This window comes from Alteromonas sp. (assembly GCF_984505615.1).
The window spans coordinates 1-19718 of sequence record NZ_CFHOXV010000055.1 but is presented as its reverse complement, the minus strand read 5'-3'; the positions used below and the strand labels follow the sequence as shown (position 1 = coordinate 19718).

Genomic DNA, 19718 nt, shown 5'->3' with positions numbered 1-19718 from the left:
CAGGCACGGTTTCATCCATTTTCACTTATACCTCATGGTGGGATTCGCCGGGCCGGGCATGGCAGGAAATTGATATTGAATTTTTGCCCGGCCTTGGCAATGTGGTGCACACCAACGTGATTTATCAGCCACAGGGTGGCCAGTATCAGAGTTGGGAGCAGGATGTACCGCTGGGCCAGTATGGCCTGAATATCCAGAACGATTTGCTGACCATAGGCTTCGACTGGTCGGCAACGCAAATTCGCTGGTACGTATATGATTCATCAGGCAATGAACAAACCTTACGGGTGGTGTATAAAGACAATGGCGATGGCTATATCGCCGATAATGAAATCCCCGCCTATGCCTGGCCGGTGGATAATACCAAAATCATGATTAATCACTGGCACGGTGACAACAGCGCCGAAGCGTTTTATTTCCCCGGCCAGTACTACTATCAGACCGCATGGGCGTATTACGATTTTCTTGAATACATACCCCATTAAAAACTGCTTCGACAGGCGGGTCTGACTGAGGGCCCGCTGTATTGGCAAGCGAAAATAACGACAACAACATTGATGTATTTGTGCAGAAATTACCTTCCCGAATAAAACTCTTTTGGTTTTGCCAGTTGAGCGGCTGGGCCGTTTACGCCCTGCTGACCGAAATCATGATAAAGCTTTCCAGCGACGAGCCCTGGCGCATTCATCTACCCCATCTGGTGATGGATACGTTATGCGGTATCGCCATTACACTGGCGTTGCGCTGGCTATACCGGCGGGCGTCTGCTTCCCAACATTATGTAGTGGCAAAACACGTGGTGTTACTGCTGCTGGCGGCGCTGCTTTGGACGCAATTCAAGTGGTATACCTTGCAGGCGCTGTTTGGCTCGTGGTGGGTGTCGATGACCTGGTTCGATTTTGGCACCTGGACGTCGGCGTCACTCACTATGCTGGCAACCTGGACAGCGGGCTACTACGGCATCAAAAATTACCTCACCAGTGTGGAGGAGCGGGAACGTGCCGACAAAGCCCTGCATCTGGCCAACGAGGCACAATTAAAAATGCTGCGTTATCAGCTGAACCCGCATTTTATGTTTAACAGCATCAATGCGATTTGCACGCTGATCCTGAAAAATGAAAACACCCACGCAGTATCCATGCTGGAACAGCTGTGCGATTTTCTGCGCTACAGCTTGTATACCGACCCGCTGTCGACCATTCCGGTGGCCGAGGAAATCGACATTCTGAATAACTATCTGGATATAGAAAAAGGCCGTTTTCAGTCGCGCTTGCAGGTAAATATTCAGGCTGATGAAGGTTGTCAGGATGTGCTGATCCCATCTCTTATCGTACAGCCGCTGGTGGAAAATGTGCTTAAACACGGCATGATCCCCAATCAGCCTATTGTGATTAAGGTAAATTTTGAAAGCCATAATCAGGGCTTGTTAGTCACGGTAAAAGACAACGGCAAAGGCTTTACAGAAAATACACCGATTGAGACAGCCGACAGTGAATCAGGCATTGGCCTGAGTAATTGCCGCCAGCGTTTGAAGCTTATCTATCATGGTGATGCCACACTGGATACCGGCAATAACGCCGGGGGTGGGGCATGGGTTAAAATCTGGCTCCCGGTGAAACAAGGAGCCCGCGATGCAGCCTATTAAAGCACTGCTGGTGGATGATGAATTCAGTGCCATTGAAGGCCTGCGCATACGGCTGGCACAATTCCCGGCCATTGAGATTATTGGTGAAGCCACCAGTGTGGATGAGGCACTGGCATTTACCAATAAGTGTATGCCGGACTTGATTTTCCTCGACATTGAGATGCCCGGCCAGTCGGGTTTTGAATTGCTAAAAGCACTGCAGCCGGAAACCTATCCCGCGATTATCTTTGTTACCGCCTATCATCAGCATGCTATTCGCGCGTTTGAAGTCCGGGCGGTGGATTATTTGCTTAAGCCGATAAAAATGGCGCGGCTGCAGGAAGCTGTTGACCGGGTAGAAGAAAATATTGCGCTGAAATCGTCAAAGGCCACCATGCTGGCAACCCGCGAGTCGATGACCTCGTCAACACTGTCGAACAAAGTGATGAACGATAGTTGTGCTGTGCCTACCGAAGGGTATTACGTCGACCAAGAAAAACTGGTTATTCAGGATGGCCGCTCGCCTACCGCGTTAGTACCATTTACTGATGTGTTCTGGGTGGACGCAGCCGGTGATTACATGTGCGTACATACCTGCAGCGATACCTACGTGATGCGGGCGCGGCTGAAGAATTTACTGCACGACACGTTGCCCGATGAGTTCGTACAAATCCACAAGTCCACCATTGTAAACTTGCGGCATATTCAGCATCTGGAAGCCTTGCGCAACTCTGAATTCAACGTGCAACTGGCGAATGGTAAGGTGCTTAAGGCCAGCCGCACGTACAGTAAGGAATTAAAAGCCAAAATACTTAATAAAGCGTCACCAACATGTAAAAGAGTTGACTAGTAAATGTCAGGCACAGAATGTACCTTTTCTATACTAAGCCGGCTCTTCCATTTATCACGATTTTAGATACATTAGATCCAGAAAAGTGAGATTTATTAACTGACCTGCTCCCCGCACACTATGTGCTGTCCGGTATTACTGAGAAACGGGGAGCAAAAATGCAAAAGAGAAAACTAGGTCAGAATGGCCCGCAGGTGTCGGCAATTGGCATGGGGGCAATGAATTTAAGTTACGGCACGGGTAAAGCAACGGAAACGCAGGAAGCGTTGAATGTGTTGCATGCCGCCGTTGATCAGGGAATTAATTTCTTCGACACCGCTGAAGCCTATGGCCCTTACACCAATGAAACACTGTTGGGAAAGGCCTTTTCTTCAGTCGCCCGCGATAGCATTATTATTGCCTCCAAGTTTGGTTTTAAAATTGAGAACAATGCCATTGCCGGTGTTGATTCCAGACCAGAGACCATCCGTGCGGCGGTTGAAGCGTCATTAAAGCGTCTGAATACGGATTACATCGACATTTATTATCAGCACCGACAAGACCCTTCCGTGCCGGTTGAAGAGGTAGCCGGAACAATGAAAATGCTTATTGACGAAGGCAAAATCCGCCACTACGGATTGTCGGAAGTAGGCGCTGCAACGATACGCAGAGCACATGCTGTTCATCCCGTTACCGCCATACAAAATCAATACTCTGTGTGGACAAGAGAGCCTGAGGCGGAAGTACTCCCGCTTTGCGAATCTCTGGGCATTGGTTTTGTACCCTGGGGCCCTTTGGGAACCGGGTTTTTAACCGGCACCATTGATGAAAATACCACTTTTGACAGCGAAACTGATTTACGGGCCAGCTTTCCCCGTTTTACGCCTGAAGCAATGAAAGCCAACATTGGCAGGCTTGAGTTCGATGTCTGATTTTAAGTCCCAGGGCCAGGATTTACCTGTTTTTGCGTCAATGGAATCCACAAAGGGGAACGCATTTAATGCGTCAGTTGAAGATGGCGTACCGAATTTCTCCAGCAAAGAGAGTGCTGCCACCAGATGAAAATGCATGGTATTAAGCCGCTTTACAATAAAGCGGTTGTCTTTTACCGGCCCGACCCGCAAGCCAATGTCAATTTGTTCATCGATGAGATGACTGTAGTGACTGGATGCTCTTACTGAAACATTAATATCAGGGTAAGTGGTATTTAGCTGCATGAGAGCGGGGAAAATGTGGTCCCCCGCTATTTCCGTTGGCGCTGCAATCGTTACCTTACCGGACAGCGATTCTGCATCCACGCTGTTACTGAAGACTTCATCCACGGCACACAAGGCTTTATCTGCTCTTTCCAGCAACGCCTCACCAAATTTGGTAATTTTCACCTGCTTGGCATCACGATGAAAGAGCAGCTCGCCAAATGTAGTCTCCAGCGTTTTTATTATTCTGGATACACTCTGCGGCGACATGTTCAGCTTTACCGCTGCCTCACGGAAAGAGGCACTTTGCGCGCATATTACAAAAACATTCAGTAACTCTGCCCGTGATAACATAGGTAAAAGATATTTCCGGTGATGTCAGGCGGCGAATTGCGCGCCGCCTGCTAATTAAGTGCAGGAACTGGTGAGATGACCTGTCAGGTCATCGTCACAAACTCTTCCGCGCTGGTGGGGTGAATCGCAATACAGCTGTCGAAATCGGCTTTGGTTGCGCCCATCTTCATGGCGACAGCAAAACCCTGCAGAATTTCATCCATGCCCATTCCTATACCGTGCAGGCCAACCACCCGTTCCTCTTCACCGGCGCAAATCAGCTTCATTTTTGTTGCCTGGCGGTGCTTGGTGACTGCCGTGTACATGGCGGCAAACGATGACGTGTAAACCTTCAGGTTTTCCTTACCGTAGGCTTCTTCTGCTTCCGGCTCTGTCATTCCCACAGTGCCTATTGGCGGATGGCTGAATACGACGGTAGGGATGAGATTGTAATCCAGGTGCGCATCGCTCTGGCCATTGAACAAGCGTTCACTGAGCAAACGTCCGGCTTTAATGGCAACCGGCGTCAGTTCTGCATGACCGGTAACGTCGCCCACACAGTACACGCCATCTACCGTGGTGTTCTGGAATTTATCTACTTTAATGAAACCTTTATCGTCAGTGTCGATACCGGTGGTTTCCAACGCCAACTTGTCGCTGGATGGTACCCGGCCAATGGCCCAGATAAGCACATCGGTTTCAATGATTTCACCGGTGGAAAGGGTGATTTTCAGTGAATCGTCATCCTGCTTTTCCACTTTTTCAATCTCTGAAAACTTATGCAGGGCAGGGCCTTCGCTGTCGATAATTTCCGTGAGCGTTTCAGCAATCATGGGGTCGAAATGACGAAGTGGCTGGCCGTGACGGATAACCAAATCGGTTTTTGTGCCCAGTGAATGCAGTACGCCCGCCAGTTCCACACCAATGTAACCAGCACCAACAACTACTGCCCGTTCGGGCTGTGTTTGCAGGGCAAAGAAGCCGTCTGAGTCGATGCCATGTTCCGCGCCCGGAATATCGGGAAAGCGGGGGCGGCCGCCAACAGCAATAGTAATGTGCGGCGCAGTGTACTGCTCGCCATTTACTTCAATGGTGTGATCGTCAACGAATGTTGCAAAGCCTTTAATAACAGTAATATCGTTGGCACCAAGCACGCGATCATAGGAAGCGTGGATACGCTCAATGTACGCCTGACGGTTGGCCACCATCACTTCCCAGCTGTAGTTATTGACGGTGACATCAAAACCATAGTCAGGGCCATACTTATGAATGGCTTCTGCCACGTTCGCGCCGAACCACATGGCTTTTTTCGGCACGCAGCCCACGTTTACACAGGTACCGCCAATCTCAGCGCCTTCAATGAGTGCGACTTTCTTGCCATGTTTTGCTGCGCGATTGGCCGATGCGATTCCGCCGCTGCCACCACCAATACAGATATAATCAAAGGTTTTCATAATCATTTGCCCGTTAAGAGTAATATAGCTATTCTGGCACGAATAATTTCTTCGCTCAAAATGCAACAACTGTCTACACTACGAAGTAGCAGGAAATAAAGTCTAACGGGTTATGCGATGGGATATGAGTAGTATGCCTCAGGTAAATGACACGCACGGTAATCAATCTGTACACATACTCATGCAAGAACTGGGGAGTGTATTGTGCCTGGACTGCTCTTTGCACACTCTGCTGGACAAATACATTGAGCTGCTGGTCAATCATTTTGAGGCCCGCTGCGGCTTCTATACGCCTTTCTGGTTCGAAGAACTGTCTCTGGTTTCCTCATTGCGGGTATTCAAAGAAGAAGCCTGGTCCGGAGATGATGCTGAACTTGATGCGTTGTGTGAGCGGGCAAGAAAGCGATACGCGGCTTATCCTGATGACACATTTCTTTATGACGGGGAAGACGATCCTTTTATTTGTTTGCGGCTTGCTGACAATGGTCACCCGGAAATGTGGTTGATCATCGCGCTTGAAAAGCCATTAAGTAATGAGGCTCTGAATGCTTTTGTGCCCCTGGTTAGCTGGTTTCAGAATGGAATGGTGCAATGCCGGCGCAAAACCACACTGGACAGTACGCAAACCCGCATTGATGAAATGACCCGGGGAATGGCTGAAACAATGGCTCAGCTTGTACAGGCTGAGAAAATGTCGGAGTTAGGCAAACTCACTGCAGGCATCGCTCACGAAATTAATAATCCAATCGGTTACATCCGCTCTAATCTTGAAACCCTTGTACAGTATGTGGAAACGTTTGAAGAACTGTTTGCAGAAATCGCGCAGTGGGCGAAAACTAAACCTGGTTGCTCAGAGATGTTGCAGGAACTGGAAGCCAAATACGATTTGTCATTTCTATTAGAAGATGCCCATGAGATTGTAGCAACTAATGTTAGTGGTATTGATCGTATCCGCGACATAGTCAGTGATTTATATGCGTTTTCCAGGAAGGGCGAAGGTAAGATGATGCCGTTGTCTTTGCAGGATGTTATACAGCGGTGCGTGAAACTCACTAAAACCCGTTTCGATAATCATCATCAGATTCAGGTCAATGTTCACACAGACACCCCTTACTGTGTGGGGGATGCTTCACAGCTTGAGCAGGTGATGATTAATATGATGATAAACGCCGCTCATGCTATGCCGGCAGGAGGCGTGTTATCACTGGACTTAAGCAGTACGGAAAACCGTCTTATTCTGAAAGTGAAGGACACTGGCGTCGGGATGGATAAGGTCACTCAGCAGAAGATTTTCTCGCCATTTTTCACTACCAAGCCCACCGGAGTGGGAACGGGGCTGGGATTGTCGATTTCTCACGGAATTTTACAGGCGCATAACGCCACAGTGTCGGTGGAAAGCGCAATCAACGAGGGGACTGAATTTACCCTGTCTTTCCCTCTCTACCGCGAATCGTCAGATTGATTCGGGTTCTGCCTGATTTTCTGATTCACCCACGTCCAGCCGGCCAGCTTTAATCGTGATTTCAAATATCTTGCCGTGGTCATCTTCGAACTGACATAGTTTGGCGATCGTTGACTCGGTAAATACATGCCCTTCCGGCAAAATCAGAATATGGCTGTCGTTGTACAGGTTGGCCGCCAGCACCATGCCGGGGGTAAGCTCGTTGGCAGTAAACGTATTGTCTATGTGCTTAGGCAATCCGATTTCCTGTGATTCCAGCAGGATATCCAGATAAGTTGCGTCATAACGTGTGTTGCGGTGTTTCTTAAGTTCCTGCTTTGCTTCGTTCGGCGTCATGTGTTTTTCAGTCAGGCGTCCGGTGATTAACCGCCAGTAGTCGCGACTGATTGATAAAATACGGGCACCGTCAGGGATCTCTTTTGCCACCTTGTGATACAAACCGGAACCGTTCCAGTGTTCAAACTGTAATTCGATAATGTCAGAAATCGGTTGCAGATGCTGGGCAGGTGCCAGGATGGTGGCCGCCTGTTTTGTTTGTGACAGAAAGTTCTTTTGTTGCTCGTAGTTCAGCTTGTTAAACGGAGGCGCATAATCCGCCGGTGTCAGCCCCAGACATCCCAGTTCACAAATTAAGCTGGCATAACGGATCAGTTTAATTTCCTCTGCGGGTAATCCGGCACGCTCTGCTAAAAGGGTCGCAAGCTCACTGACTTCAATGGCAAACTTGCCATCTATATCAGGGTTGATGCTGATCACATTGAATAACACCTGCTCAAGCGCCAGATTGTGTTTCTCAATGCGCTGAAGCGCCAGTTTGATTTGTTTAGTCCGCTTAATCACCGTTTGTTCGAGATTGGCATTAATGTCCTTAAGCTTTTTATTCTGCAGCCTTGTCAGTTTTTGCAGGCGGGCATTTTCATCCTTTAATTTAACCCGCTCCAACCCTTCTTCCAGGGTATTCATTAATTCCTGATTGTCCCAGGGCTTCTGAAGATAACGGTGGATTTTGCCCTGGTTAACGGCCTTTATGGTTGAATCGATGTCTGCGAAACCGGTGAGAACGACACGGAATGTGTCGGGATATAATTTGGCAACCTGTTCAAGCAATTCTGCACCTGACATATGCGGCATCTTCATGTCAGATACCACAACGTGAACCGTGTGGCTTTCCAGTAATTCAAGGGCTTTCTTGCCGCTCTCTGCCAGCAGCATGTTAATGTTCATTTTGAACAGGGCACGCTTCAGCGCCCGAAGAATATTCGGCTCATCATCGACAAACAGAATCGTGTACTTCTTTTCCTCTTGAGTGGGCGTCTGCTCGCTCATGTATTCTCCTGTGAACCACGCTTGCTGCTGCCGGCTTTAGCAGTCTGATTCCGGCTCCTGCTCATCTTCCGGGCCGGTCGTCGGCAGACTTAATGTGAAGGTGCTGCCTACTCCTTCTTTACTGGCGACTTTCAGTTCGCCGCCATGTTCTTCGGCAATGCCAAATGAAATCGATAAACCCAGTCCGGTACCTTGCCCCTCAGGCTTGGTGGTGAAAAACGGATGAAACAATTTATCGAGGTGCTCCTGTTTAATTCCGGAGCCGGAATCAGTCACGCTGATATGAACATAGTCATCTTCATGCCACGACTTAACAATAATTTGCCCTTGTTTGCCGGTAGATTCAATCGCCTGACCAGCGTTTATTAACAGGTTAGTAAAGATTTGAGTAATTTTCCCTACATTTATATACACCTTTGGTATATCTTCGAGACGTAATTCCTGCTGACAAATATATTTCAGTTTGTTATTTACCATACTCAATGTGGTACGCATGCACTGGTTAATATCAGACCACTGCCGGTCGTCAGAGTCTATGCGGGAGAATAACCGCAGCCCGCGCACAATTTCACTGACACGCTCCAACCCTTCGGCAGACTCATCTACCAGCGCCAGAATATCTTCGCTGATAAATTCGATATCGTGTTCTTCAATGGCACTGGCCAGTTTCGATTTAATCGTGTCCTGCTCAGTGTTTTCCGGACTTGCCAGCTTAAGAACCTGCGTCATCACTTCCTGATAAGCATGAACGTAATCAGCCAGAGTGGACAAGTTGCTGGAAACAAAACCTACCGGGTTATTAATCTCATGCGCAACGCCGGCGGCAAGTTGACCGACTGAGGCCATCTTTTCTGCTTGTAACAATTGTCGCTGGGCATCGCGGAGATCTTTTTGCAGGCTGTCTATCAACCTGTCTTTTTGCTCCAGTTCCAGCTGCAGTTGATCTGCGCTTTTGCCATTTTCATGTTGTGTCATGTTAGCCCGCACTGCGAAAGGTAAAGAATAAGCCCGGTGGCGAAGCCGGATATCCTGTCGGAACGTCAATACGCGTCAGGGCAGGGGAGAGTAAATGTAATGCATCACAGATATGTGGTGCTTTTATCGGGTGTTTTACTTCTTTAACTACTGCCATGCTTTGCCCGGATTTTTGCCATCCATCATAAAAATAGCCGGGTATTTCCGATTTATGTAGTTTTGCAGTGTAAATCGCAGAAAAATCAGGTGTTGTGAGTTCTGTCACCGCTGTATCGTCATGCTCAGATGCCAGACAGGCACATGTCATCACGACAAACAGTACCGCACTTAACACCGGGGGATGCAAGAATACAGAACGTTTCACCATTGACAGACTCCTCAGGCAAACAGGGCTTACACCGTCATAAATTTATCTAACAGTTCTGTCAGATCATGATTAGAAAAAGGCTTCGAAAGTACCGCGTCAGCGCCAAGATCCAGTGCCCGTTCAAGGCTGTTGTCGTCAAGGGCAGAAATGACAATGATTTTCAGACGCTTGTATCTTGCCTGCTCACGGGTAAATTGAATAACACTATAGCCGTCCATACCCGGCATGCTTAAATCCAGTGTCATCAGTCTCGGATTGTGCTGGCTGAGCATGACACCTGCCTGAAAGCCGCCGGTGGCGATCATAGTGTCGTAGCCCGCACGCCTCGCTACGCGCTGGATTGACTTTGCTACAGGCAATTCGTCGTCTACAATCAAAATGCCGGGTGTTGCTTCTCCCTGCAATTGTGAGGGAACCGGCATATTGTGATGTTCGAGAAATTCAATAAAGTCGTCTACCAATACACGATTGTTACCCCGGCCGGGTAACTTAAAACCCTTGAGTTTTCCGCTTTCAATCCAGCGGATGACGGTTCGGAGATTCACATCGCAGTAAGATGCGATTTCGCCAGAGGTTAACGTCTTCATAAAGTATTGCTCCGCAAGATGCTCAAATAATGACCTTTCTATTTATAGCACTGAAAATTTAAAGTGACAATAAAGACTAAAGTATAGTAAATGACATTTGTGACAATTGGTGTAGTTGTTGTATTTTTAAATTACTGAAAATAATGAAGTTTGTATTTTCAGGATCACAGAAAACTTACTTCTGTGTAATTATTATACCAATTTATAAGTGTGTACTTATACAAGATACGGTAAAAAGGAATGGTATCGTATAATTATAGCTAAAAGCAGCACTGCCACGTGTCTGCGTTTTGTTTTAAACACACGGGTACATGCAATGCGTGTACTCCGGGTCCCCGGCCCCCGGTAATGAGGTATTTCATGTCTGGTTCTAATGCTGCTGTAACGAGGTTGAACAAACTGGAGCTGCTGATTGTTGATGATGAACCTGCGGTGTTGAGTTCAATCAAACGGGCTATCCGCCCTTCAGGTTATGTCGTTCACACGGCTCAAAACGGCAAGGAAGCCATGAAGGTACTGGCGAACAGTAATATCGCCGTGGTGCTCACAGATCACAGAATGCCCGGTATGACCGGTGCGGAATTGCTGAAATATATCAATCAGTTTTATCCGCAAACCATCACGCTGATGCTGAGCGGAGAAAGCAATTTTGATATGGCGGTGGGGTTGCTGAACAACGGACTGGCGAATAAATATCTTACCAAGCCATGGAATGCCGGACAGCTCATCAACGAAATCGATCAGGCATTTGAGTATTTTAAGGGGCGCCGGAATCATGGCTGGCAACGACGGATCGCAGAACTCACCCGTCAGGTCGATGATGCCGGTGAGCCTCAGATAGCGCCCAATGTGGTCAGTATTGATGCCAATGCGGCGCTTATCGCGGTGAAGCTGGTGAATATGGATGACGTTTCCTACAGTCATGGTGAAGATACTATGGCCGCGCTGGTCAGTGAGGTCGGGCAGCTTATTGAAGATGCTGTTGATGGTAACTGTCATGTACGTTGTGATGAATTCGGATTGTTCTCCTTTCAGATGCGTGAAACCAATGAAGAAGAACTTGAGTCCTGGTGTGCTATGTTGCGCCGGAAACTGCAGCGCACATACAGCATTGATAAGCGGGCAGTGTATTGCCAGGTGGGCGTTGGCTTCCGGGTACTCGGGAAATCGCCGGTAGATTACAACACACTGATAAAGAACCTTGAGCTTACCATTTTACGGGAGATGCACTCCAGCCACGTGTCCAATCTCGACGATGGCACCATTGAGCGTTATCAGCGTCAGCAATTTATTCGCGCTGATGTGCAGAATGGTCTCGACAATAATCAGTTTAAACTGGCTTTTCAGCCCAAAGTAACATTGAAGAACGGGCTGGTGGAAGGTGCTGAAGTGTTGCTGCGCTGGCAGCATCATCATCTTGGCTGGGTGCCGCCTGCAGAGTTTGTCCGTCTGGCTGAACTCGACGGTCAGATTGAAGCGATTGGCGAGTGGGTGTTGCGCCAGAGTGTACGTAGTGCCTCTGAATTGATGCGTTTCAGCCCTGATATCAAGCGTATTTCCATGAACGTGTCGGCCAAACAGCTGCAAAACCACCGGATCGTACAAATCTTAAAAGACGAAATTGAGCGCTATTCGGTAGACCCCGCATGCCTGGAATTGGAAATTACGGAAACCGCTATTGCTACCAACTGTGATTACGTGAATGGCCTGCTCTGGCAATTAAAGTTGCTGGGAGTCAAAATCGCCATCGATGATTTTGGTGCCGGTTTTACTTCTATGTCGTACCTCGCGAAACTGCCTGTGGACGTACTGAAGTTAGACAAATCGCTGGTGGACAATATCGATTACGAGGTCAATAAGCGGGAACTGGTGAAAAGCCTTATTGAAACCTGCCAGCGTCTGAATATCGAGACCATCGCAGAAGGGGTTGAAACTGAGCAGGTGCTCCGGATCCTGCAAACTATCGGGTGTGACCAGGTGCAGGGCTTTTACTTCAGCAAGGCAGTACCGAGAAATGAGCTGGAAAAAGTGGTGATTACCCAACCATTTGTGTCAATGATGTAACTGCGCTTGTTTTTGTGTTGTGTGATCCCAACATCTGAGTAAATGTTATTAAGTGAAGCAGGCAGTCTGTGCGGTTGCCTGCTGTGACACTTAGCCACCATAATCAAAGTCACATGACATCAGATAACAAGCGAGATCATTATGACTACCCCTGCTATTGAGCAAGTTGACGGGCTGCCGCTTTTTTCCGGTATCGTTCCGCAAGATATTAAGCCGGCGATTGAAAAAGCCATCGAACATTGTAAAGCCACCATCGACGAAGTGGTGGAAAGTAACGATTTTAGCTATGCCAACGTGGTGGCAAAAATTGAAGAGGCTGATGACCGCCTGGGGAAAATGTGGTCACCGGTCTCCCACATGAACTCTGTGGTCAGCAGTGATGAACTGCGGGAAGCCCACGATGCCTGTTTGCCTTTGTTGTCTGAATACGGCACCTGGGTTGGTCAGCACGAAGGCCTGTTTAATGCCTATAAATCTCTTAAAGAAAGTGACGAATTTGCCGGCCTCGATGAACAGCGTAAGAAGCTGATTGATAATACCATCCGTGACTTTACCTTATCCGGTGTCGCCCTGCCGCCTGAAGAGAAAAAACGCTTTGCTGCCATTCAGGCCCGCTTAAGCGAGCTTTCTTCTACGTTCAGTAATAATGTGATGGACGCCACCATGGGCTGGTCGAAACATGTTACCGATGAGTCAGAGCTGGCGGGCTTACCTGAATCCGCACTTGCTGCGGCAGAGCAGGCAGCCCATCAGAAAGATCTGCAGGGCTGGTTGTTCACACTGGATATACCCTCTTACCTGCCTGTCATGATGTATGCCGACAATGCTGCCCTTCGGGAAGAAATGTACCGCGCCTATACGACCCGTGCGTCAGAGCAGGGGCCAAATGGTGGCCAGTGGGATAACACAGCCATCATTCAGGAGACTCTGTCCCTGCGTACTGAAATTGCAAAACTGCTCGGGTTCAGCAGCTATGCGGAGCGGTCTCTGGCAACAAAAATGGCCCAATCTACCGATCAGGTAACAGGATTTCTGGAAGATCTCGCGGCAAAATCACGTCCGCAGGCACAGGAAGAACTGGAGGAAGTCAAAGCGTTTGCTAAATCCGGTTTCGGAATTACGTCACTGAACGCCTGGGATTTACCTTACTACAGTGAAAAACTGAAGCAGGAAAAATACACCATTTCTGATGAAATGCTGCGCCCTTATTTCCCCGAAGACAAAGTGTTGCATGGTCTGTTCCGCGTTGTGCATCAGCTCTATGGTTTGACGATTGTTGAGCAGCCGGGAATCGATGTATGGCACGACGATGTACGCTACTTCACGATTACTGATGACGCGGATGTGATGCGGGGCAGTTTCTATCTTGATTTATATGCCCGTGCTAAAAAGCGTGGCGGCGCATGGATGGATGAATGTCGTGTACGCCGTTACAGAGAGGATGGTGAGCTGCAATTACCGGTCGCGTATCTGACCTGTAATTTTAATGGCCCTGTGGGCGGCAAACCGGCATTGTTCACCCATGACGAAGTGGTTACCTTATTCCACGAGTTTGGTCACGGCATACATCATATGCTGACTAAAATGTCTGTCGCCGGGGTTTCCGGTATCAATGGCGTGCCCTGGGATGCCGTAGAGCTGCCAAGCCAGTTCCTTGAAAACTGGTGCTGGGAAGAAGAGGCGTTAACCTTTATTTCCGGTCACTATGAAACCGGTGAGCCGTTACCCGATGAACTGCTGGATAAAATGCTGGCAGCCAGAGATTATCACTCTGCCATGCAGATGGTGCGTCAGCTTGAATTCAGTTTATTTGATTTCAAAATCCATCAGCAGGATGGTGCAACTGTGGATGTTCAGGGGGTACTCGACAGCGTGCGCGGGCAGGTTGCCGTGGTCACACCGCCTTCATTCAATCGTTTCCAGCACAGCTTCGGTCATATATTTGCCGGTGGCTACGCAGCAGGTTATTACAGCTACAAGTGGGCTGAAGTACTGTCTGCTGACGCATTCAGCAAGTTCGAAGAAGACGGTATCTTTAACCGTGATACAGGCAAAGCGTTTTTAGAGAACATCCTTGAGATGGGCGGCAGTAAAGAGCCCATGGAACTTTTCGTTGCGTTCCGGGGCCGTGAGCCTCAGGTAGATGCATTGCTTCGTCACTCGGGGATCAGAACCTGATGGCTGCCGAACCGTTTTCAGAGATTCAAAAACGGGCGGCACAGAGAAAGGGCGGCGCTGCCGCCCCTTCTCATTTAGTCAGTCAGCCTTTATCAGTAAAAGATGTAGCAGCCATTCCTGATGACCGTTTTTTAGCGGCAATGACAAAGAAAGTATTTCAGTCCGGATTCGTGTGGCGGGTTATCGAAGCCAAATGGCCGGATTTTGAAACCGTTTTCTTTGGCTTTGATATTGAGAAAGTGTTGCTTATGCCCGATGAAATGCTTGAGCAGAAAGCCACTGACAAACGCATTGTGCGCAATTACAAAAAAGTCATGACTGTACGTGACAATGCCATGATGATTCAGGACATCAAACATGATCATGGTAGTTTCGGTGAATTTGTTGCCGGTTTCGGTCCTGAACGTATTACTGAGCTCTGGTTGTATCTGAAAAAGCACGGCGCCCGGCTGGGCGGCAATACCGGACCTTACACGCTACGTGCGCTGGGCGTTGATACCTTTTTGTTTTCCCGTGACGTGGAAGATTACCTGCGCAAGCACGAAATCATCGACGGTTCACTGACCAGCCAGAAGTCGTTGAAAGCTGCAAACGCCTGTTTTGCTCAATGGCAGCAGGAAAGCGGGTTATCGCTGCAGGAAATCAGCCAGACATTGTCACTTAGCTGGGGCCCCAACGGAAATTAATGTTCACCGTCAGGAGAACACTGCAAAGTTTGATCTAAATAAGCGTAGCGGCGGCAAACCACTGTCGTTCGTTACCGCTTTTGGGTACACTTCTTCACACTGAAATTTAAAGACAGGACAGCCATGAGCGATAATACGGCGAGCCGGGCAGATACCGCTGCGGAAACATCCACTACCCATTTTGGCTATAAGCAGGTTGATAAAACACAGAAGGCATCGTTAGTTGCCAATGTTTTCGATTCTGTGGCAGCTAAATACGACGTGATGAATGATTTAATGTCGTTAGGTATTCACCGTTTGTGGAAGCGCCACGCTATTGACTGTTCAGGCGTCCGCACAGGGCATAAAGTGCTGGATATCGCCGGTGGTACCGGTGATTTGACAGCTAAGTTTTCACGACTTGTAGGCCCCACAGGTCAGGTCACTCTGGCAGATATCAACCTGTCTATGCTGAAAGTTGGCCGTGACAAATTACGTGACCGGGGTCTGGTCAACAATATCGATTATGTGCAGGCCGACGCCGAAGCATTGCCGTTTCCTGATAACACCTTTGATGTGGTGACCATGGCATTCGGTTTACGTAACGTGACGGAAAAACAGAACGCCCTGAATTCCATTTACCGCGTGTTAAAACCGGGGGGCCGGTTACTGGTGCTTGAGTTTTCTAAGCCCACCACTGAGCAGCTCAGTAAACTGTACGATATGTACTCCTTTCACATTCTTCCTAAAATGGGCCAGCTTGTGGCCAATGATGCAGAAAGCTATCAGTATCTGGCAGAAAGTATCCGCATGCATCCGGATCAGGAGACATTGAAAGGCATGTTTGAGCAAGCAGGTTTCGAACAGTGTGACTATCAGAATCTGACCGGCGGCATCGTGGCGTTACACCGGGGATTCAAGTTTTAATGCCTGCCATTGCACTGGTTACGGCCGCTGTTGAAACGGCTCTTAACCGCCTGCTGACGCTGGATAAGCATGCTGCAGAACGTTTAAAGCCTCTGAACGGTCAGCGGCTTACCGTATTCGTTACCGGCACGCCGGTAGCGTTGTCGCTGGTGTTCTCCCATCGCATCGACGTGCTTGGTGAAAACGGTACATTTGATGATGTGGTCGCGCAACTGGATAAGCATACCTGTTGCGTCCGTGCCGGACTGGATGTTTTACCTGAGCTTAAACAAAGCAGCAAAATTACCAGCCTTATTCAGGCCGGCAAATTGTCGGTTGAGGGCGAACTTAACATTGCCCAGCAGGCCAGTGCTTTGTTTCAGCAACTGAACATCGACTGGGAGGAAATCGCATCAGGGTACGTGGGTGATGTGCCGGCACATTCAGCGTTTGCGTTATTAACGAAGGCCCGGCAATCTGCCACGCAATTTTTAAACAACGCGAAAGCTGGCCTCAGTAATGCTCTGACCGAAGAGAAAGATATCGCTGTGCCCCGTATAGCGGTTACCTGGTATGCTGATCAGGTCTCGGAACTCAGAGACGATGTGGCCCGTTTTGAAGCCCGGCTGTCAAAACTGGAACAAAACCCTCCTTCTAACGGATAAAGCCTGAACCGGATTTTTTCATGCGTATTGGTCGTCTGTATTTCATCAATAAAATTCTGCTGCAACATGGTCTTGATGAGCTAATTCCATCCCGCTGGTTACCCTGGTATGCCCGCCTGGCGCGGAAACTGATTTTCTGGATCAGCAACGAACATAAAGATAAATCTGCCGGCGAACGGATAACCCTGGCATTGCAGGCGCTGGGGCCGGTTTTTATTAAGTTCGGTCAGATGTTATCTACACGGCGGGACTTACTGCCACCGGCAATCGCCAATGAGCTGGCCAGGCTACAGGATAAAGTGGCCCCCTTTTCCAGCGACGCAGCCACAGCTATCGTGCTCAAAAGTCTGAATATACCTAAGCTGGACCTGGTGTTCAGTCAGTTCGACGAGCAACCTCTTGCATCGGCTTCAATTGCCCAGGTTCATGCCGCGGTATTAAAAGAGAACGGTCAGCATGTGGTGGTAAAAGTACTGCGGCCGGGGATCCGCAAAACTATCGATGCAGATATGGAACTGCTCTATACCCTGGCCGGCGTACTGCAGAAGTGGCTGCCTGATGGCAAGCGCCTGCGTCCGGTGGAGGTTGTTACCGAGTACCAGAAAACCCTTGTGGATGAACTGGATCTGATGCGTGAGTCGGCGAACGGCATACAGCTGCGCAGAAATTTTGAAGGCTCACAGAGCCTCTACGTTCCTGAGATGTACGGTGATTATTGCCGTCATGACGTGCTTGTCATGGAGCGTATATATGGTATTCCCATTTCCAATATTGAAGCCCTGCTGGCGCAAAATACCAATATGAAAAAGCTGGCAGAACGTGGTGTTGAAGTGTTTTTCACCCAGGTGTTCCGTGACAGCTTCTTCCATGCTGACATGCACCCCGGCAACATTTTTGTCTCTGCAGAGCACCCCGAAAATCCGCAATATATTGCCATCGATTTTGGCATTGTGGGTACGCTTAACAGAGAAGATAAGCGTTATCTTGCTGAAAACTTTATTGCCTTTTTTAACCGTGATTACCGCAAGGTGGCGCAACTTCATGCCGATTCCGGCTGGGTACCTGCTGATACGAATATCGATGAATTTGAAATGGCAATCCGGACGGTGTGCGAGCCTATTTTCCAGAAGCCACTGGCAGAGATTTCTTTCGGCAACGTTCTGCTTCAGCTGTTTAATACGGCCAGGCGTTTCAATATGGTGGTGCAGCCTCAGCTTGTTTTGCTGCAAAAAACGTTACTTTATATCGAGGGCTTAGGGCGGCAACTCTATCCGCAACTGGATTTGTGGCAAACAGCAAAACCGTTTCTCGAAAACTGGATGAAAGAACAGATAGGTGTCCGTGCCATGTTATCCAAGGTAAAAGACAACCTGCCTTTCTGGTCAGAGAAATTGCCGGAGATGCCTGATCTGCTCTATGACAGCTTAAGGCAGGTAAAAACCATGCCTGTGCAAATAGCCAGAAATCATCAGGAGCTGGCACGTTTGCAACTGGAAACAGCCAAGGCCAATCATTGGGTGGTGGTCGGGTCCACGTTTATCATTGTGGCGGCCATTCTGCCTGTATATGTTCACCACTGGTCATTCGCTGCACTGAGCGGTGTAGTAGGGCTGGGATGCTGGATTCAGGGCTGGCGTCACAGTCACCCTAAGTCTTCGTAAGTAAGGGAATCTGACACTCCGGTTACGAAATTGTGATAATTTTCTGTTAGCGATGAATTTTTGTATCATTTTTCCCGCCAACTGTTATAGTGGTTTTAGGCTGTTTTAGCCTAAGGTCTTTTTAAGACGAGATTATTTTTGTTTCTACCATGATGTTTTGAACGCTCTGGTTACACCTGTAATTGTTGTAAGTTGTTTGTCCATCCCATGTAAGACCCAAATATCCCGTTGCAATGAGGCCACGAGTAAAGCGCCTTTGGCGCAGTTTTATTGAAAGTTTTGAGGTCTACATGTCTAAAGTTACAGGCACCGTTAAATGGTTTAACGCAGATAAAGGTTATGGATTCCTGACTCAGGATAGCGGCGACAAAGATGTATTCGTACATTTCCGTGCTATCGTTTCTGAAGGGTACAAAACCCTGAACGAAGGTCAGCGAGTTGAGTTTGAAGTTGAGCAAGGTCAAAAAGGCCTGCAAGCTGCCAACGTCAACGCTATCTGATTTCAAAAAAACGGTGACATCTGTCACCGTTTTTTATTTCCCCCACCATTTATCACCGGCGATTGTCATCGCGTCTTATTGCTGTTGCAATTTTCTTTCTTTCCGCTTTTATTGAATTGTTACACTTAGTTATTAGCATCACCGGCAAGGTTACATTATGTTACTGTTTGAACCGTTGTTATTTGCTTTTATTCTGTGTATCACGCTTATGGACAACCGCGTGGTTTAACATACCGGTATTCTTTTCAAGGAGCATTCATGTCGTATCCGTTTAAGCGACTTTTTCTTTTATTCATTTTAAGCATAACGTTATCCGGAGTTGCGCATGCTCAGCAAAATGTAGTGGCTACTTTGCTGGGTAAACCAGTGACAGAGCGCTCTGTATCGCCCACAGAGAAGCAGCTCAATGCACTGGCTAAAACTATGAATGTGTCCAGAGAAATGGCCGTAGCGCAATTTCAGCAGGCCAGACTCACCGAAATCATTGTGGATGGTGTGTTAAAGGATTATGCCGAATCTAAAGGTATCGAACCGGACGCTGAACTGGTGGCACGTTTCGTTGAAGTGTTTAAAGACAGTCTGGATACCGCTACCCCTCCGCCAGAACCCGAGACGGAAGAAGATAAAGAGCTGGCATCAGCATTTACTCCGCCACCAAAACGTAGTGTGCAGGAGATTGCTTCAGAACAGGTTAAACACTGGCAAGTTGAAAAGGCGATGTTCGAGGAGTTTGGCGGTGCAGTTGTCTTTCGCTCCAACACCCCTCAATATCCGGTAGGCGCCTACAATAAGCTACTGAAAAAGTACGAGAAAGAAGGAAAGCTGACAATCAATGCAGCAGAATTCTCCGGGGTTTTCTGGCGTAGCTTCGCTCCCCCTTATACTGCAGAAATTGACCCTCAGTATGTGGATTTCAGCCATCCCTG

General features: G+C 48.4%; 19 protein-coding genes. 13 read left to right on the top strand and 6 right to left on the bottom strand.

All coding sequences use genetic code 11. The features are described from left to right. The 4 genes from AC4PME_RS19100 to AC4PME_RS19085 form a co-directional block, all read left to right on the top strand. A partial coding sequence (locus AC4PME_RS19100; protein ID WP_491529706.1) for a family 16 glycosylhydrolase occupies window positions 1-485 on the top strand: 485 nt, incomplete at its 5' end. A 41-nt stretch (window positions 486-526) separates the two neighbouring features. Further along, window positions 527-1645, top strand: coding sequence for a sensor histidine kinase (locus AC4PME_RS19095; protein ID WP_491045748.1), 1119 nt, complete (start codon window positions 527-529; stop codon window positions 1643-1645). Next, entirely contained in the window at window positions 1632-2474 is an 843-nt protein-coding gene (locus AC4PME_RS19090) for a LytR/AlgR family response regulator transcription factor (protein WP_491045747.1), read from the top strand. Before AC4PME_RS19095 ends, AC4PME_RS19090 begins: the two co-directional genes overlap by 14 nt. Before the next feature lie 158 nt (window positions 2475-2632). Further along, window positions 2633-3385 carry an aldo/keto reductase gene (locus AC4PME_RS19085; protein WP_491045746.1) on the top strand — a complete coding sequence of 251 codons (753 nt, stop codon included), beginning with the start codon at window positions 2633-2635 and terminating at the stop codon, window positions 3383-3385. Here the strand turns inward: AC4PME_RS19085 and AC4PME_RS19080 are convergent. Together AC4PME_RS19080 and gorA are read right to left on the bottom strand one after the other, a co-directional pair. Continuing rightward, entirely contained in the window at window positions 3311-4003 is a 693-nt protein-coding gene (locus AC4PME_RS19080; RefSeq protein WP_491045745.1) for a LysR family transcriptional regulator, read from the bottom strand. The two genes, AC4PME_RS19085 and AC4PME_RS19080, sit on opposite strands and share 75 nt — an antisense overlap. 83 nt (window positions 4004-4086) lie before the next feature. Further along, window positions 4087-5436: a glutathione-disulfide reductase gene (gene gorA, locus AC4PME_RS19075; protein WP_491045744.1), complete on the bottom strand. Its 1350-nt coding sequence runs from the start codon at window positions 5434-5436 to the stop codon at window positions 4087-4089. Between the two features lie 124 nt (window positions 5437-5560). Here gorA and AC4PME_RS19070 point away from each other — a divergent pair, with 124 nt between their 5' ends. After that, window positions 5561-6898 carry a sensor histidine kinase gene (locus AC4PME_RS19070; RefSeq protein ID WP_491045743.1) on the top strand — a complete coding sequence of 446 codons (1338 nt, stop codon included), beginning with the start codon at window positions 5561-5563 and terminating at the stop codon, window positions 6896-6898. Here the strand turns inward: AC4PME_RS19070 and nosR are convergent. The 4 genes from nosR to AC4PME_RS19050 are packed head-to-tail and all read right to left on the bottom strand — an operon-like array spanning window position 6890 to window position 10153. Next, window positions 6890-8224: a response regulator c-di-GMP phosphodiesterase, NosR family gene (gene nosR, locus AC4PME_RS19065; protein ID WP_119499975.1), complete on the bottom strand. Its 1335-nt coding sequence runs from the start codon at window positions 8222-8224 to the stop codon at window positions 6890-6892. The genes AC4PME_RS19070 and nosR overlap by 9 nt on opposite strands. Before the next feature lie 36 nt (window positions 8225-8260). Then, complete coding sequence (locus AC4PME_RS19060; RefSeq protein WP_491045742.1) at window positions 8261-9199, bottom strand: sensor histidine kinase; 939 nt, start codon at window positions 9197-9199, stop codon at window positions 8261-8263. A 1-nt stretch (window position 9200) separates the two neighbouring features. Then, a complete protein-coding gene (locus AC4PME_RS19055; protein WP_490708364.1) occupies window positions 9201-9566 on the bottom strand; it encodes a hypothetical protein in 366 nt (121 codons plus the stop codon). Window positions 9567-9592: 26 nt separating this feature from the next. Continuing rightward, the gene (locus tag AC4PME_RS19050) at window positions 9593-10153 is read right to left on the bottom strand and encodes a response regulator (protein WP_119499978.1); all 561 of its coding nucleotides are present in this window, start codon (window positions 10151-10153) and stop codon (window positions 9593-9595) included. Between the two features lie 360 nt (window positions 10154-10513). On the opposite strand from AC4PME_RS19050, the gene AC4PME_RS19045 reads away from it, so the two are divergent. From AC4PME_RS19045 to AC4PME_RS19010, 8 genes are all read left to right on the top strand, one after another. After that, on the top strand, window positions 10514-12217 hold the full coding sequence (locus tag AC4PME_RS19045; protein WP_161599086.1) for a two-component system response regulator: 1704 nt from the start codon (window positions 10514-10516) through the stop codon (window positions 12215-12217). Window positions 12218-12358: 141 nt separating this feature from the next. Next, a complete protein-coding gene (prlC, locus tag AC4PME_RS19040) occupies window positions 12359-14395 on the top strand; it encodes an oligopeptidase A (RefSeq protein WP_490708362.1) in 2037 nt (678 codons plus the stop codon). Further along, window positions 14395-15081 carry a DNA-3-methyladenine glycosylase I gene (locus tag AC4PME_RS19035; RefSeq protein WP_491223867.1) on the top strand — a complete coding sequence of 229 codons (687 nt, stop codon included), beginning with the start codon at window positions 14395-14397 and terminating at the stop codon, window positions 15079-15081. Before prlC ends, AC4PME_RS19035 begins: the two co-directional genes overlap by 1 nt. A gap of 123 nt (window positions 15082-15204) precedes the next feature. After that, window positions 15205-15987 carry a bifunctional demethylmenaquinone methyltransferase/2-methoxy-6-polyprenyl-1,4-benzoquinol methylase UbiE gene (gene ubiE, locus AC4PME_RS19030; RefSeq protein WP_119499982.1) on the top strand — a complete coding sequence of 261 codons (783 nt, stop codon included), beginning with the start codon at window positions 15205-15207 and terminating at the stop codon, window positions 15985-15987. Next, on the top strand, window positions 15987-16631 hold the full coding sequence (locus AC4PME_RS19025) for a ubiquinone biosynthesis accessory factor UbiJ (protein ID WP_491045741.1): 645 nt from the start codon (window positions 15987-15989) through the stop codon (window positions 16629-16631). The genes ubiE and AC4PME_RS19025 overlap by 1 nt, the downstream gene beginning before the upstream one ends. Before the next feature lie 20 nt (window positions 16632-16651). Continuing rightward, on the top strand, window positions 16652-18292 hold the full coding sequence (gene ubiB, locus AC4PME_RS19020) for a ubiquinone biosynthesis regulatory protein kinase UbiB (RefSeq protein WP_119499984.1): 1641 nt from the start codon (window positions 16652-16654) through the stop codon (window positions 18290-18292). 290 nt (window positions 18293-18582) lie between these two features. Further along, the gene (cspE, locus tag AC4PME_RS19015) at window positions 18583-18792 is read left to right on the top strand and encodes a transcription antiterminator/RNA stability regulator CspE (RefSeq protein WP_108568737.1); all 210 of its coding nucleotides are present in this window, start codon (window positions 18583-18585) and stop codon (window positions 18790-18792) included. A gap of 258 nt (window positions 18793-19050) precedes the next feature. Further along, on the top strand, window positions 19051-19718 hold a 668-nt coding region (locus AC4PME_RS19010), incomplete at its 3' end, for a hypothetical protein (protein ID WP_491529705.1).

Excerpts from the sequence above, each read along its gene's own strand:
- AC4PME_RS19090 (WP_491045747.1), top strand. The coding sequence starts at position 1,632 with ATGCAGCCTATTAAAGCACTGCTGGTGGATGATGAATTCAGTGCCATT.
- AC4PME_RS19085 (WP_491045746.1), top strand. The coding sequence starts at position 2,633 with ATGCAAAAGAGAAAACTAGGTCAGAATGGCCCGCAGGTGTCGGCAATT.
- AC4PME_RS19080 (WP_491045745.1), bottom strand. The coding sequence starts at position 4,003 with ATGTTATCACGGGCAGAGTTACTGAATGTTTTTGTAATATGCGCGCAA.
- gorA (WP_491045744.1), bottom strand. The coding sequence starts at position 5,436 with ATGAAAACCTTTGATTATATCTGTATTGGTGGTGGCAGCGGCGGAATC.
- AC4PME_RS19070 (WP_491045743.1), top strand. The coding sequence starts at position 5,561 with ATGAGTAGTATGCCTCAGGTAAATGACACGCACGGTAATCAATCTGTA.
- nosR (WP_119499975.1), bottom strand. The coding sequence starts at position 8,224 with ATGAGCGAGCAGACGCCCACTCAAGAGGAAAAGAAGTACACGATTCTG.
- AC4PME_RS19060 (WP_491045742.1), bottom strand. The coding sequence starts at position 9,199 with ATGACACAACATGAAAATGGCAAAAGCGCAGATCAACTGCAGCTGGAA.
- AC4PME_RS19055 (WP_490708364.1), bottom strand. The coding sequence starts at position 9,566 with ATGGTGAAACGTTCTGTATTCTTGCATCCCCCGGTGTTAAGTGCGGTA.
- AC4PME_RS19050 (WP_119499978.1), bottom strand. The coding sequence starts at position 10,153 with ATGAAGACGTTAACCTCTGGCGAAATCGCATCTTACTGCGATGTGAAT.
- AC4PME_RS19045 (WP_161599086.1), top strand. The coding sequence starts at position 10,514 with ATGTCTGGTTCTAATGCTGCTGTAACGAGGTTGAACAAACTGGAGCTG.
- prlC (WP_490708362.1), top strand. The coding sequence starts at position 12,359 with ATGACTACCCCTGCTATTGAGCAAGTTGACGGGCTGCCGCTTTTTTCC.
- AC4PME_RS19035 (WP_491223867.1), top strand. The coding sequence starts at position 14,395 with ATGGCTGCCGAACCGTTTTCAGAGATTCAAAAACGGGCGGCACAGAGA.
- ubiE (WP_119499982.1), top strand. The coding sequence starts at position 15,205 with ATGAGCGATAATACGGCGAGCCGGGCAGATACCGCTGCGGAAACATCC.
- AC4PME_RS19025 (WP_491045741.1), top strand. The coding sequence starts at position 15,987 with ATGCCTGCCATTGCACTGGTTACGGCCGCTGTTGAAACGGCTCTTAAC.
- ubiB (WP_119499984.1), top strand. The coding sequence starts at position 16,652 with ATGCGTATTGGTCGTCTGTATTTCATCAATAAAATTCTGCTGCAACAT.
- cspE (WP_108568737.1), top strand. The coding sequence starts at position 18,583 with ATGTCTAAAGTTACAGGCACCGTTAAATGGTTTAACGCAGATAAAGGT.